The organism is Pseudomonas sp. TH31 (assembly GCF_016650815.1).
Lineage (GTDB): Bacteria > Pseudomonadota > Gammaproteobacteria > Pseudomonadales > Pseudomonadaceae > Aquipseudomonas.
In genome coordinates this window covers 72,939-86,252 of sequence record NZ_JAEKEZ010000033.1, presented here as the reverse complement: position 1 = coordinate 86,252, position 13,314 = coordinate 72,939, and the positions used below count along the sequence as shown (strand labels likewise).

At 60.3% G+C, this 13,314-nt stretch carries 10 protein-coding genes and 2 pseudogenes; 10 read left to right on the top strand and 2 right to left on the bottom strand.

From position 1 onward, the window contains the following. The first annotated feature begins 63 nt into the window (after positions 1–63). Both JFV26_RS26050 and JFV26_RS26045 read left to right on the top strand, forming a co-directional pair. Positions 64–1,151, top strand: a pseudogene (locus JFV26_RS26050) (LLM class flavin-dependent oxidoreductase). A 426-nt stretch (positions 1,152–1,577) separates the two neighbouring features. Next, positions 1,578–2,525 carry a Dyp-type peroxidase gene (locus JFV26_RS26045; RefSeq protein WP_201196394.1) on the top strand — a complete coding sequence of 316 codons (948 nt, stop codon included), beginning with the start codon at positions 1,578–1,580 and terminating at the stop codon, positions 2,523–2,525. Between the two features lie 127 nt (positions 2,526–2,652). On the opposite strand, the gene JFV26_RS26040 is transcribed toward JFV26_RS26045, so the two are convergent. Both JFV26_RS26040 and JFV26_RS26035 read right to left on the bottom strand, forming a co-directional pair. After that, a complete protein-coding gene (locus tag JFV26_RS26040) occupies positions 2,653–3,447 on the bottom strand; it encodes a class II aldolase/adducin family protein (RefSeq protein ID WP_201196393.1) in 795 nt (264 codons plus the stop codon). A gap of 120 nt (positions 3,448–3,567) precedes the next feature. Beyond that, positions 3,568–4,473, bottom strand: coding sequence for a LysR family transcriptional regulator (locus tag JFV26_RS26035; RefSeq protein WP_201196392.1), 906 nt, complete (start codon positions 4,471–4,473; stop codon positions 3,568–3,570). Between the two features lie 230 nt (positions 4,474–4,703). On the opposite strand from JFV26_RS26035, the gene JFV26_RS26030 reads away from it, so the two are divergent. The 8 genes and pseudogenes from JFV26_RS26030 (at position 4,704) to JFV26_RS25995 (ending at position 13,220) form a co-directional block, all read left to right on the top strand. Further along, on the top strand, positions 4,704–5,312 hold the full coding sequence (locus JFV26_RS26030; protein WP_201196391.1) for a cysteine dioxygenase family protein: 609 nt from the start codon (positions 4,704–4,706) through the stop codon (positions 5,310–5,312). Beyond that, positions 5,309–6,892 carry a rhodanese homology domain-containing protein gene (locus JFV26_RS26025; RefSeq protein WP_201196389.1) on the top strand — a complete coding sequence of 528 codons (1,584 nt, stop codon included), beginning with the start codon at positions 5,309–5,311 and terminating at the stop codon, positions 6,890–6,892. Before JFV26_RS26030 ends, JFV26_RS26025 begins: the two co-directional genes overlap by 4 nt. Positions 6,893–7,014: 122 nt before the next feature. Next, a complete protein-coding gene (locus JFV26_RS26020; protein ID WP_201196388.1) occupies positions 7,015–7,974 on the top strand; it encodes an ABC transporter substrate-binding protein in 960 nt (319 codons plus the stop codon). 16 nt (positions 7,975–7,990) lie between these two features. Continuing rightward, positions 7,991–9,337: an LLM class flavin-dependent oxidoreductase gene (locus JFV26_RS26015; protein ID WP_201196387.1), complete on the top strand. Its 1,347-nt coding sequence runs from the start codon at positions 7,991–7,993 to the stop codon at positions 9,335–9,337. Next, positions 9,334–10,017 (top strand): peroxiredoxin-like family protein, encoded by a 684-nt coding sequence (locus tag JFV26_RS26010; RefSeq protein ID WP_201196386.1) that lies wholly within the window; start codon positions 9,334–9,336, stop codon positions 10,015–10,017. The genes JFV26_RS26015 and JFV26_RS26010 overlap by 4 nt, the downstream gene beginning before the upstream one ends. Positions 10,018–10,030: 13 nt before the next feature. Beyond that, a pseudogene (locus JFV26_RS26005) lies at positions 10,031–11,040 on the top strand (ABC transporter substrate-binding protein). A 36-nt stretch (positions 11,041–11,076) separates the two neighbouring features. Beyond that, positions 11,077–12,264: an acyl-CoA dehydrogenase family protein gene (locus JFV26_RS26000; protein ID WP_201196385.1), complete on the top strand. Its 1,188-nt coding sequence runs from the start codon at positions 11,077–11,079 to the stop codon at positions 12,262–12,264. Then, entirely contained in the window at positions 12,261–13,220 is a 960-nt protein-coding gene (locus JFV26_RS25995) for a D-isomer specific 2-hydroxyacid dehydrogenase family protein (protein WP_201196384.1), read from the top strand. The genes JFV26_RS26000 and JFV26_RS25995 overlap by 4 nt, the downstream gene beginning before the upstream one ends. The last annotated feature ends 94 nt before the right edge of the window (positions 13,221–13,314 follow it).

Sequence of the window (13,314 nt, the reverse complement as noted above, 5' to 3'; positions counted from 1 at the left end):
ACGGACCGACCCCCTGCCAGGTGGAGGCTTGAATCTCGCCTATCCAATGACAAGGAACTCTGCATGAGCATCGAATTTATCGGCTACATCGGCGGCCACCATTCCTCGGAAATCCACCCGCGCAGCGGCCCGGTCTTGCAACCCGAGTATGTAGAGACCGTCGCCCGCGCCCATGACGAGGCCGGTTTCGACCGCGCCCTGGTGGCGTTCCACTCCAACAGCCCGGACAGCACGTTGATCGCCTCCCATGCCGCCAGCGTGACGAAAAAGCTGAAGTTCCTGATTGCCCATCGCCCGGTTTCGCCGCGCCAACGTTGGCTGCGCGCCAGTTCACCACCCTCGATGTGTTCAATGGCGGGCGCACTGCCGTGCACATCATCACCGGTGGCGACGACCGCGAACTGCGGGCCGATGGCAGCTACATCGGCAAGGACGAGCGTTATGCCCGCACCGATGAATACCTCGACGTGCTGCGCCAGGAGTGGACCAGTGAAAAGCCCTTCGACTATAACGGCAAGTACTACCAGGTCGATGGCGCGTACTCGTCGGTGAAATCACCGCAGCAATCGCATATTCCACTGTATTTCGGCGGCTCGTCAGCAGCGGCCATTGCGGTGGCGGGCAAGCATGCGGACGTTTATGCGCTGTGGGGTGAAACCTATGAACAGGTGCGTGAAGTGGTCAATCAGGTGCGCGCCGAAGCGGCCAAGCATGGGCGCAGCATTCGCTTCAGCCTGTCATTGCGGCCGATTCTGGCGGACACCGAAGCACAAGCCTGGGAACGAGCCGAGCGCATTCTGCAACAGGCCACGGCGCTGGCGGAACAGAATGGATTTGTCCGCCGCGAACCACCGAACGAGGGTTCTCGGCGTCTATTGGCGGCCGCCGCCCAAGGCTCACGACTGGACAAGCGACTGTGGACCGGAATCGCCGGCCTGCTGGGCGCCCAAGGTAACTCGACCTCGCTGGTCGGCACCCCGGAACAAGTGGCTGAGGCGTTGCTCGACTATTACGACCTGGGCATTACCACGTTCCTGATTCGCGGCTTTGATCCACTTAACGACGCGATCGATTATGGCAAGCGTTTGATCCCATTGACCCGCCAATTGGTGGCAGAGCGGGAACGGCAGGCGGCGGAAAAAGTTGCCTGAGACGGCTTGATTCGATGCTGGATGTGAGGCCCCCTTCGCGAGCGAGCTTTGCTCCTGCACAGGCTCCGCTGTGTGTGTGTGCAGAATTTGTGTTCGGCGATGATTCATTGTGGGAGCGAGCCTGCTCGCGAAAGCGGTTTTACATTCAACATCAATACTGGCTGACAAGGCGCCTTCGCGAGCAGGCTCGCTCCCACACTAGTTCGTCGTCGTATAAAACATTTGCGTACACGACCGCTCCCCTTGTGGGAGCGGGCTTGCTCGCGAAGGCATCTGGTCAGTCGATATCAATGTTGCCTGACACATTGTTTTCGCGAGCAAGCCCGCTCCCACATTTCCCGTTTGTCTGCGCGTCTCGAGGGCTGATTCACAGCCGTTATCCTGCTACTGTCTTTGCACGTCGCATCGATGAAAGCGTTCACACCTATGACCAACCCAACGCCTGATCCTCAAGCCGTCTGTGCCCCGATCACCAAAAGCGCGATTTTCATCGTGGCCACATTGGCGCCCGGCAGCGATGCCGCTGAAAAAGTCCGGGGCTGGTGCGGCGACATCGCCGCCCTCACCCGCTCCGTCGGTAAACGCGTGCCTACCGGTTACTTGTCCTGTGTCTGCGGTTTTGGTTCCAGTGCCTGGAACGTCCTGTTTGGTGGCCCGCGCCCAGCTGCGCTGCACGCCTTTCGCGAGTTCGGTGAGGAGGGACGGCGCGCGGTGGCGACGCCGGGTGACCTCTTGCTGCACATTCGTGCGGATCAGATGGACCTGTGTTTTGAGCTGGCCACACAGTTGCTCTCGGCCTTGGACGATGCGGTTTCGGTGGTCGATGAGGTGCAGGGTTTCCGTTATTTCGACATGCGCAGCATCATCGGTTTTGTCGACGGCACGGAGAATCCGGATGATCGGCACATGGCCGAGTTCACCCTCATCGGCGATGAAGATCCGGCGTTCGCTGGCGGCAGCTATGTGCTGGTGCAGAAGTACCTGCACAAAATGACCGCGTGGAATGCGTTATCCGTCGAGGCTCAGGAACGCATTATCGGACGAACGAAACTGTCCGATATCGAGCTCGGTGATTCGGTCAAGCCGACCAACTCTCACAGTGCGTTGACGACCATCACCAAGGACGGCCAGGAAGTGAAAATCCTGCGCGACAACATGCCGTTCGGCCGCCCGGGCGCAGGTGAATTCGGTACTTACTTTATCGGCTATGCCCGTTCGCCAGAGCCCATTGAGCTGATGCTCGAGAACATGTTCGTCGGCAGGCCGGCGGGCAACTATGACCGCTTGCTGGATTTCAGCACGGCAGTGACGGGCGGTTTGTTCTTTGTGCCTTCGGCAGACTTGCTTGAAGAACTCGCGGATCGCGCGCCTTAACAGTTAAGGCGCATAACCTGTGGGAGCGGGCTTGCTCGCGAAGGCGGTGTGTCATTCAGCGATTGTGTTTACTGACACACCGCCTTCGCGAGCAAGCCCGCTCCCACAGGGGTTGTGGTGTGTCGTGTCACTCTTTATAGGCCGTATCACTACGCTCCAACTGCCGAATCAGCGCATTCCAGTGCCGCGCCACACCCGGCCCATCACCACTTTTGAACACTTCGGCCTGTTTCTCGACCTTGGCCACCACCTCGGCTGGCGGGAAGATCAACTCGGCGTTGCCGCCCGCCTGCGCCGCGATCTGAATGTTACAGGCGCGTTCCAGGACGTGCAGTTGCTGGAACGCGTGTTCGACGCTGACACCCGCCGTCAGCAACCCGTGGTTACGCAGGATCAGCACACTCTTGTCCCCAAGGTCCGCCACCAGTCGTTCGCGCTCGTCCAGGTCCAGGGCGATGCCTTCGTAACCGTGGTAGGCGACTCGCCCGGAAAAACCGATGGAATGTTGAGAGATCGGCAACAGTCCGTCGCGCTGCGCCGAGACAGCGATGCCGTCGCGGGTGTGGGTATGCAGGACGGCTTGCAGGTCGGGACGCGCGCCATGAATGGCGCTGTGAATCACATAGCCGGCGTAGTTGATGCCCAGGCCGGTAGGGTCGTCGACGATGGTGCCGTCGATGTCGACCTTGACCAGGTTGGAGGCGCTGATTTCATCGAACAACAACCCGAAGGCATTGATCAGGAAATGTTCCTCCGGCCCTGGCACCCGCGCGGAAAAATGGGTGTAGATGTGATCGGTCCACTTGAACAAGGCAGCCAACCGATAAGCTGCCGCCAGTTTGACTCGCACTTCCCATTCTTCGGGGGTGACGCGCTGGCGGACATTTTTCGAGACGCTGGATAACGGGCTGACGCTGCTCATGGCAAAACTTCCTGGATGGCCTTAAGGATCTCCAGTCAGCCTATGGCAAGCCAAAAAATAATAAAAAGCACATTTTAATCTAAGCTAATTATCATTTTTTTTTATGTCTTCACGCAGCCGTCATGCCGCACTCTTAATCTTCTGCAACGAACCGGCGACCAGTTTGCCAAAGGCATCGACCGGCCCTTGCAGGTTACCGAGAAAGTGCGGGTAGATCAGCCACAGGTCCATTACCGGTTTGAAATCCTTGAGCGGCACCACCGCCAACTGCTCGAAATGCGCACTGCGCTCCAGCAACGGACGCGGCACCAGACCGAGACCCAGACCATCGGCCACCAGACCCAACTGCAATTCGGTGCCAAAGGTTTCCAGGTTGACCCGCAGGGCCAGGCCTTGATCCGACAAGGTGCGTTGTAACCCGGCGCGGAAACCACAGCCGTCGGGGTTCAGAATCCAGCCATTCTGGTAAACGTCGGCCAGTTTGCACGGACGCTTGGGCACTTGCGCCTTGGCGCAGACCACCACCAGTTCCATCTTGCCGATGGATTCGCCGACGATGTTGTCCGGGAAAATCTTGCCCGCCGGGAACAACGCCGCCGCGGCATCCAGCTCACCGCGTTCGATCTTGCCAACCAATTGACTGCCCCACCCCGTCGCCACTTGGGCGCGCAACTCGGGGTATTCGACGCGCAGATGCTTGAGGGCATCGAGCAGCACCACATCACCGATGGTTTGCGGGACACCCAGGCGCAGCAGCCCGGTGGGCGGCGCGTCGGTGGCAACGAGTTCGCGCAGCGCATCCATCTCCCGCAGGATCAAACGGCACTGTTCATACACCCGAGTTCCGATCAAAGTGGGCTTGAGCGGTTTGGTATTGCGGTCGAACAGCTCCACGCCCAACGCCTGTTCAAAGTTTTGCACGCGCCGCGTAATGGCCGGCTGAGTCAGCTGCAACGACTCCGCCGCATGGCTGATGGACTGGCAACGAATCACCTCGACGAAGGCATCGATATCATCAATTTTCATTTGGCCCGCACATAGAGAACAGTCAATAAGATGTCTGAAAAGCATAGTTCGATTGTTGGAATCTGGATAGCCCGAAGCGCTTCAGCGCCTCTATCGATAACGTCTAACGCTATTCAATCGGGTTCTAAATTCCTTTCAGCTATAACCTAATCATTAAAAATTAGCATATTAAGAACGATCATTATGCTTAGATGATCACAACAACTTTCGAAACGAACGATGGAATTGCCATGACCCAGGCCCGACACCCGGAGAGACTCAGAGCATTCATAGGCGCCCTGGCGGAATTGATCGACAGCAACCCGCGCGAAGGCGACTTGCTGCATCGCGGCGGCAAGCTGCTTGGCCAACTGGTCAGCCATGACGACTGGCTGCCGGAAGACTTTGCCCGCCCCGACCCCGAGCGCTATCAGCAATTTCTGTTGCATGCCGATTCACGGCAACGTTTCAGTGTCGTCAGTTTTGTCTGGGGGCCTGGGCAACACACGCCGATCCACGATCATCGGGTCTGGGGCCTGATCGGCATGTTGCGCGGCGCGGAATACTCCCAGGGGTTTGCACGCCATACCGACGGCACGTTGCTGCCCGAGGGCAACCGGATTCAATTGCTGCCAGGCCAGGTCGAAGCCGTGTCGCCCAAGATTGGCGACATTCATCAGGTCAGCAACGCCTTTGAAGATCAAGTCTCCATCAGCATCCATGTCTACGGCGCCAATATTGGTGCGGTGCGCCGCGCGGTGTATCAGCCCGACGGCAGCGAAAAACTGTTCATCTCCGGTTATTCCAACGCCTTTCTCCCCAACATCTGGGATCTGTCCAAAGAGAGCCAAGCCTTATGAGCACCCAACTGATCCGCTCTTTCGCCGAGATTCGAAAGGCACTGCTGAACAAACAGGAACTGGCCCTGATTGATGTGCGCGAAGAAGCGCCCTTTGCCGAGGCGCACCCATTGTTCGCGGCGAATATTCCCTTGTCGAAACTTGAGCTTGAGGTGTATTCGCGGATTCCACGGTTCGATACCCCGGTGACGGTCTACGACAACGGTGAAGGCCTGGCACAAGTCGCTGCTGAACGCCTGCGAGGGCTCGGCTACGTCAATGTCCGCTTATTGGAAGGAGGCCTCGATGGTTGGCACCGTGCCGGTGGCGAGCTGTTTATCGACGTCAACGTGCCGAGCAAGGCGTTCGGTGAACTGGTGGAAAGCCAGCGTCACACACCATCCCTGGCGGCAGAAGAAGTTCAAGCGCTGCTCGACAACGAGGCCGACGTGGTGGTGCTCGACGCTCGGCGTTTCGACGAATACCAGACCATGAGCATTCCCACCGGCATCAGCGTACCGGGGGCGGAACTGGTGTTGCGCGCTCGCGAACTGGCGCCGGACCCGGCGACACGGATCATCGTCAACTGCGCCGGACGCACCCGCAGCATCATCGGCACTCAATCGTTGATCAACTCAGGGATTGCCAACCCGGTTTCAGCCCTGCGCAACGGCACCATAGGCTGGACCCTGGCCGGTCAAACGCTGCAACACGGCCAGTCCCGCCGGTTCGCCCCGACCAGCGAGGAACATCGTCACATCGCCGCCCGGGATGCCCGCCGCGTTGCCGACAAAGCGCTTGTAGGCCGTGCGACCCTGGCTGATCTTCAGCGCTGGCAGCAGGAATCGACGCGCAGCACCTACCTGTTCGACGTCCGCACGCCGGAAGAATTTGAAAATGGCCACCTGCCCACCGCCCGCTCGACACCCGGCGGCCAACTGGTGCAGGAAACCGACCATTTCGCCAGCGTGCGCGGTGCGCGGCTGGTGCTGGTGGATGACGACGGCGTGCGCGCCAACATGTCGGCGTCCTGGCTCTCGCAACTGGGTTGGGAGGTGCATGTGCTGGATGACCTGCAGCCTGCGCATTTCAGCGAAAAATGTCCCTGGCAGGCGCCGGTTCCTGCACCGCAGCAAGCCGAAGAAATCAGCGTCGAAACCCTGGTCGACTGGCTGACCCACGGCGATAGCGTGGTGCTCGATTTCACCAGCAGCGCCAACTACGTCAAACGCCATATCCCCGGCGCGTGGTGGGCACTGCGCGGGCAACTGTGTGAAGCGCTCGATAACGTACCGCCCGCGCAACGCTACGTACTGACCTGCGGCAGCAGCCAGTTGGCACGGCTGGCCGTCGCCGACGTCGAGGCCCTGACCGGCAAACCGGTGTTCCTGCTCAAGGGCGGCACCGCCAGCTGGATCGCGGCGCAACAGCCGCTGGAAGAAGGCGAAAGTCATCTGGCTTCGCCGCGCATCGACCGCTATCGCCGCCCATACGAAGGCACCGATAACCCGCGCGAAGCGCTGCAAGCCTATCTGGATTGGGAGTTCGGCCTGGTGGCCCAACTGGCCCGCGACGCCACGCACGGCTTTTTTGTGATCTGACCCTTCAAGGCTTCTGCGCCGTATGCCGGGCAGCGCCATTTGATACACCTGACATTCAGTCCGACCCCTTTCTCCAGGCGGAGGTGACACGAATCATCAAGACCCGCCTGGAGCATGCTGTCATGAGACTCACCCTGCCCTTATTGATCGCCAGCGCCCTCGCGTTTGCCACGACGACTCACGCGGCCGACCTGCAACCGCTGTTGGTGGCCAATCAAAAGTCCACGATCAAGGTGCTGCTGGAAGTCTCCGGCGAACTGAAAGATGTGCCCTACGAAATCCAGTTCTCCGAGTTTCCCGCCGCCGCGCCATTAGGCGAGGCATTGAATGCGGGCGCGGTGGACATCGGCGCCCTCGGCGATGCGCCTTATGTGTTCGCCCTCGGCGCCGGTGCGCCGCTCAAGGTTGTCAGCATCATCCACGCCGAAGGTCGCTACACCACCGCCATCCTCGCACTCAAGGACTCGCCGCTGAACAGCGCCAGCGACCTCAAGGGCAAGCGCATCGTCACCACCCGAGGCTCCATCGGCCACTTCCTGGCGATCAAGGCCCTGCGCAGCGTCGGCCTGAGCACTCACGACGTGCAGTTCATCTACCTGCTGCCCAGCGAATCGCGAATCCTGCTGGATAACGGCAGCGCCGATGCCTGGTCGACCTGGGACCCTTACACCACGATTTCCACCACACAAAGTCAGGCTAAGGTGTTGGCCAGCGGCGACAAGTTGCTGACCAACCATTTGTACCTGGCCGCCACCAGTCAGGCCATCGCCAGCAAGCGCCAGCAACTGGACGATTTCGTCGCCCGGGTCGATCGCGCCTACCGCTGGACCAACGCCCATCCCGAGGAATACGCCGCCGCCCAGGCCACGGTCACCGGCCTGCCGTTGGCTGTGCATGTCGCGGTGGCCAGAGGCACGCACATGCAACCGGTGGCGATTGACGACACGGTGATCAGCGGCCTGCAAACCACCGCGGACATTTATCAGGAAGAAGGAATTCTCACTAAACATATCGACGTCTCCCAAGGCTTCGACAAGAGCTTCAACGCCCAGCGTGCCCCGCTCAGTCAGGCATCGCGCTAATTGAAGGAGTAGATCCATGAGCAAACAACGCCAACTGAAACTCGGTGCGATGGTCCACGGTGTCGGCCATGGCTGGGGCGAATGGCGCCACCCGCAGGCCCAGCCCAACGCCAGCGTAAATTTCGATTTTTACAAACAGCAGACGCAACTGGCCGAAGAGGCGAAATTCGACTTCGTATTCATCGCCGACAGCCTGCACATCCACGAAAAATCCAGCCCGCACTACCTCAATCGCTTCGAGCCGCTGACCATACTCTCGGCGCTGGCCGCGACCACAAAACATATCGGCCTGGTCGCGACCGTCACGGTCAGCTACACCGAACCGTTCCAGGTGGCGCGCCAGTTTGCGTCCCTGGACCACATCAGCGGCGGTCGCGCCGGCTGGAACGTGGTGACTTCCTGGCTCAGTGGCACCGCCGATAACTTCGGCAAGGCCGAGCACCCGCCCCATGCCGTGCGCTACCGCATCGCCAAGGAGCATGTCGGTGTGGTCAAGGGTTTATGGGATTCCTGGGAAGACGACGCCTTCGTCTACGACAAGCAAAGTGGTGAGTTTTTCACCCCCGGCAAATTGCATGCGCTGGAGCACAAGGGTGAATTTTTCTCGGTCAAAGGTCCGCTGAACATTGCTCGTTCATCGCAAGGTCAACCGGTGATCTTCCAGGCGGGCACATCGGAGGCCGGGCGCAATTTCGCTGCCGAAAACTCCGATGCGATTTTCGTCAGCCCCGAGACCTTCGACGAAGCCCGCGCCTACTATCAAGACCTGAAACAACGCGCCAGCGGCTTCGGCCGGGATGCGCAGAAGCTGTCGATCCTCCCAGGCATCCGTCCGATCGTGGGTCGTGATGAAGCAGAAGTGGAAAGCCGCTATCAGCAAGCGGTGGAACTGGTGAGCATCGAGGACGCGATTGTCGCCCTCGGCCGGCCGTTCAATGACCACGACTTCAGCCAGTACCCATTGGATGCACCGTTCCCCGAGTTGGGCGAACTGGGCTCCAATAGCCAGAAAGGTGGGTCCGACCGGATCAAGCAACTGGCTAAGGACGAAGGCCTGACCTTGCGCCAGGTCGCCCTGCGCTTTTCTCGGCCACGACGGGACTTCGTTGGCACGCCCGAGCAGGTCGCAGATGCCCTTCAGACCTGGTTCGAAGCAGGCGCCGCCGATGGTTTCATCATCAATTCTTTGCTACCCGACGGCCTGCAGTACTTCACCGAACTGGTGGTGCCCCTGCTGCTGCAGCGCGGCTTGTTTCGCGACGAATACAGCGGCACGACCCTGCGCGATAACTTGGGTTTGGAAGTACCCGCGAACCGTCACACGGCCACTCAAACTCACGAGAAAATCGAGGCGCTGGCATGAGCGAATCCCTCAATCAATTGCTCGCAGACTTGCATGCCGAACGCCTGGCAACCTGGGAGCCGGCGGCCCTGCAAGTCAATATCGATCAGCGTCAACGCCTGGTGAATGAAGCTCGGGTCGACGATTTCGTCAAAGTCGGCGATTCCCTCGATGCCTTCACGTTATTGAAAGTCGAAGGTGACAGCCTGAGCCGCGACGAGTTGCTCGCCAACGGCCCGGCGGTGCTGATCTTCTTCCGCTTCGCCGGTTGCCCGGCTTGCAACATCGCCCTGCCCTATTACCAGCGTCGGCTCTATCCGCAATTGCACGCGTTGGGGGTTCCGCTGGTGGCGGTCAGCCCGCAAGTGCCGGAGCGCCTGATCGAGATCAAGACCCGGCACAACCTGGAACTGCAAGTGGCCAGCGACCCGGACAACCAGCTCGGCCGGCGCCTGGGCATTATCTACAGCTTTGACCAAGCCTCGCGCAAAGCCTCGTTGGCCAAAGGCAACAGCATCGGCGAAACCACCGGCACTGGCACCTGGGAATTGCCGCAACCGACGGTCGTAGTGATCGCCCAGGACGGCACCGTGGCGTTCGCCGAGGTCAGCCCGGACTGGCTGGTGCGCACCGAAGCCGACCCGGTGTTGCGCACCGTTGAACACCTGCTCGGGCAAACACCCGTGCGACTCGCCATCTGACCAGAGCCAGACCATGACGAAAAACATTAACCAAGGACAATTCAATCGTCGCGGCTTCCTCACGGCCAGTTCGATTGCCGTGGGTGCGTTGGGGCTGTCCTCCCTGGGATTGAACTCCCGCGCGTTTGCACAAAATACGTCGCTGTCGGACCTGACCCTGGGCGTTGCCACTTACCGCGGCCAGGAGTCGTATTTCACCGAAGACGCCGGCACCGCCAACCGCCCCTATAAAGTCGACTATGCCGAATTTGCCGGTGGCAACCTGATCGTCGAAGCGCTGGCTTCGGGCAGCCTGGACATCGGTTCCATGAGTGAGATCCCGCCGATCTTCTCGATCCAGAGCCATCGCCAACCGAGGCTGATCGCGGTGATTCAAGGCGATGTGAACAATCAAGTTTTCCTGATTCCCAAGGACTCGAAAATCGAATCCATCGGGCAGTTGCGCGGCAAACGGGTCGGTTATGTGCGCTCCACCACCTCGCACTATTTTCTGATCAAGGCCTTGAAGGAACAGGGCCTGACCATGAAGGACATCACTGCGGTGGCTCTCACGCCGCAGGACGGTTTCAGTGCCTTCCAGAGCGGCCAGCTCGATGCGTGGGTGATTTACGGGGTGTTTATCCAGTTGGCGAAATTCCGCAGCGGCGCCGGGTCTTGAAAACCGCTGAGGGTTACTTGTCCGGCAACTATCTGATGGCCGCGCGCCCTGCCGCCCTGGAAGACCCGCTGCGCAAACAGGCGATTCAGGACTACTTGCAGCGCACGGCGCGCACGCTGGAATGGATCAACAACAACCCCGAGCCGTGGGCAGCCAAATCGGCGCAATTGTTGGGCGTCGACAAAGCGGTGTTCCTCGACATGTACAACAGCCGCAGCCAGCCGTGGAAAGTGCTCGAAGTGGACGACCAGGCAATTGCCTCGCAGCAGGAAGTTGCGGATTTGTTTTTTGATGCGGGGGTTTTGACTGAGCGGCTGGATGTGGCGCCGCTGTGGGACAAACAGTTCAAGTTGCTGCCGTTGTGAACCCATTCCCCGCCTATTTGATTGAGTGAATTCACCATGAGTCTTTCTTCTCAACACCCGCCCCTGCTGCGATCAGTCGAGGCGGCCAATTTCGAAGCACTGCTGGAAAACATCGGCGCCCAACTCGGCGCCACGGCGCACCTGTATGACGAAAGCGGCGCTTTCCCGCAGGACAACTTCAAGCTGCTGCATGAGCACGGTCTGGTCGCACTGACGGTGCCCAAAGCCCTTGGCGGTGGCGGCGCGAGCCTGGTTCAGGCGCGCAAGGCGATCAGCGCGATTGCCAAGGGCGAACCCTCGACGGCGTTGATCCTGGTGATGCAGTATCTCCAGCACACACGCCTGCAAGACAGTCAAAACTGGCCTGAAGCACTGCGCCTGCAAGTGGCTCAAGACGCGGTCCAGAAAGGCGCCCTGATCAACGCCCTGCGGGTCGAGCCTGACCTTGGTACCCCGGCCCGTGGCGGTTTGCCGGCGACCGTTGCCCGGCGCACCGCGGCGGGTTGGCGGATCAGCGGCCGAAAAATCTACTCCACCGGCAGCCATGGCCTGACCTGGTTCAGCGTCTGGGCGCGCAGTACCGATGAAGACCCGCTGGTGGGTGCCTGGCTGGTACACAAGGACACGCCCGGCATCAGCATCATCGAGGATTGGGATCATCTGGGCATGCGCGCGACCTGCAGTCATGAAGTGGTGTTCGACAATGTGCTGGTGCCGCTGGATCACGCGGTCAGCGTCAGCCCCTGGAGCGCACCGCAACCCGAGCTCGATGGCGATGGCTTCCTGTGGATGTCGGTGTTGCTGTCATCGGTCTACGACGGCGTCGCCCAAGCTGCCCGGGACTGGTTTGTAGGTTGGCTGGAACAACGCAAGCCGTCCAACCTCGGCGCAGCGCTGTCGACCCTGCCGCGTTTTCAGGAAACCGTCGGCCACATCGACACGCTGCTGTTCGCCAACCGCAGCCTGCTGGATGCCGCCGCCGAGGGACGCACGCCAGCGAGTCATGCTGCGCAGCTGAAATACCTGGTGACCGGCAACGCCATCCGCGCCGTCGAGCTGGCCATTGAGGCGTCCGGCAATCCCGGCCTGTCACGCCACAATCCACTGCAACGGCATTACCGCGATGTACTGTGCAGTCGCGTTCACACACCGCAAAACGATGCCGTGCTGCAAGGCGTCGGCAAAGCGGTCTTCGCCCAGCGCCAGCAAAAGGAACGCCCATGAGCCAGCTTGTGATTGCCAGCCAGCTGGACGAAGACTTCAACGAGGTGATCCGCCAACGCCTCGCACAAACACACCCCGGCGCCCGGGTGATTGATGTACCGGCCGGAGTGCCCAGCGACCTGCCGACGGAGGTCAGTGTTCTGCTGGCGCGACCGATCAATGTGCGCGGCTATCTGGCGCCAAACACGCCGCCACCGGGTTGGCCTTATGGGTTGAAGTGGATTCAGGTGGTGTCTTCCGGTATCGACTTCTACCCCCAATGGCTGTTCAACGGCCCGCCGGTGAGTACTTCCCGAGGCAGCGCCGCCGAGAATATCGCCGAGTTCGCCCTGGCGGCGATCTTCGCCGCTGCCAAGCGTTTGCCGGACATTTGGGTGCATGACGCGCATTGGAACTTCACCGCGCTGACGCCGCTCAAGGGCACTACGCTGGGGATTCTCGGCTTCGGCGCGATTGGCCGAAGCCTGGCGGCGAAGGCCCACGCACTGGGCATCAACGTGCTGGCGTTGCGTCAGGGTCAGGCACCATTCGAGGTTGAAGGTGTCGAGGCCGCGCGGGATCTCCATGATCTGTTTGCCCGTGCCGACCACCTGGTGCTGGCGGCGCCACTGACCAGTGCGACACGGCATATCGTCAACAGCGCGGTGCTGGCCAGTGCCAAGCCCGGTTTGCACCTGATCAACATCGCCCGCGGTGGTTTGCTGGACCATGGGGCGTTGCTTGAGGCGCTGGACAGCGGAGCGATCGGATTGGCCTCGCTGGACGTTACCGAACCCGAACCGCTGCCCGACGGGCACCCGCTCTATGTTCATCCGAGGGTGCGCCTGTCACCCCATACCTCAGCGATTTCCAGCAACAGTCGACACGAAATTGCCGACAGTTTCCTGGCCAATCTTGAGCGGTTCCTTAATGGGTTGGCGCCGGAGAATCTGGCGAACGTACAGCGCGGGTATTAAACACAACCGTTGCTCCCCCTGTAGGAGCTGCCGAAGGCTGCGATCTTTTGATCTTGATTTTTCAGAACCTTTGAAGATCAAGATCAAAAGATCG

Coding starts and splice junctions, on each gene's coding strand:
- JFV26_RS26045 (WP_201196394.1), top strand. CDS start 1,578: ATGACCAACCCAACGCCTGATCCTCAAGCCGTCTGTGCCCCGATCACC.
- JFV26_RS26040 (WP_201196393.1), bottom strand. CDS start 3,447: ATGAGCAGCGTCAGCCCGTTATCCAGCGTCTCGAAAAATGTCCGCCAG.
- JFV26_RS26035 (WP_201196392.1), bottom strand. CDS start 4,473: ATGAAAATTGATGATATCGATGCCTTCGTCGAGGTGATTCGTTGCCAG.
- JFV26_RS26030 (WP_201196391.1), top strand. CDS start 4,704: ATGACCCAGGCCCGACACCCGGAGAGACTCAGAGCATTCATAGGCGCC.
- JFV26_RS26025 (WP_201196389.1), top strand. CDS start 5,309: ATGAGCACCCAACTGATCCGCTCTTTCGCCGAGATTCGAAAGGCACTG.
- JFV26_RS26020 (WP_201196388.1), top strand. CDS start 7,015: ATGAGACTCACCCTGCCCTTATTGATCGCCAGCGCCCTCGCGTTTGCC.
- JFV26_RS26015 (WP_201196387.1), top strand. CDS start 7,991: ATGAGCAAACAACGCCAACTGAAACTCGGTGCGATGGTCCACGGTGTC.
- JFV26_RS26010 (WP_201196386.1), top strand. CDS start 9,334: ATGAGCGAATCCCTCAATCAATTGCTCGCAGACTTGCATGCCGAACGC.
- JFV26_RS26000 (WP_201196385.1), top strand. CDS start 11,077: ATGAGTCTTTCTTCTCAACACCCGCCCCTGCTGCGATCAGTCGAGGCG.
- JFV26_RS25995 (WP_201196384.1), top strand. CDS start 12,261: ATGAGCCAGCTTGTGATTGCCAGCCAGCTGGACGAAGACTTCAACGAG.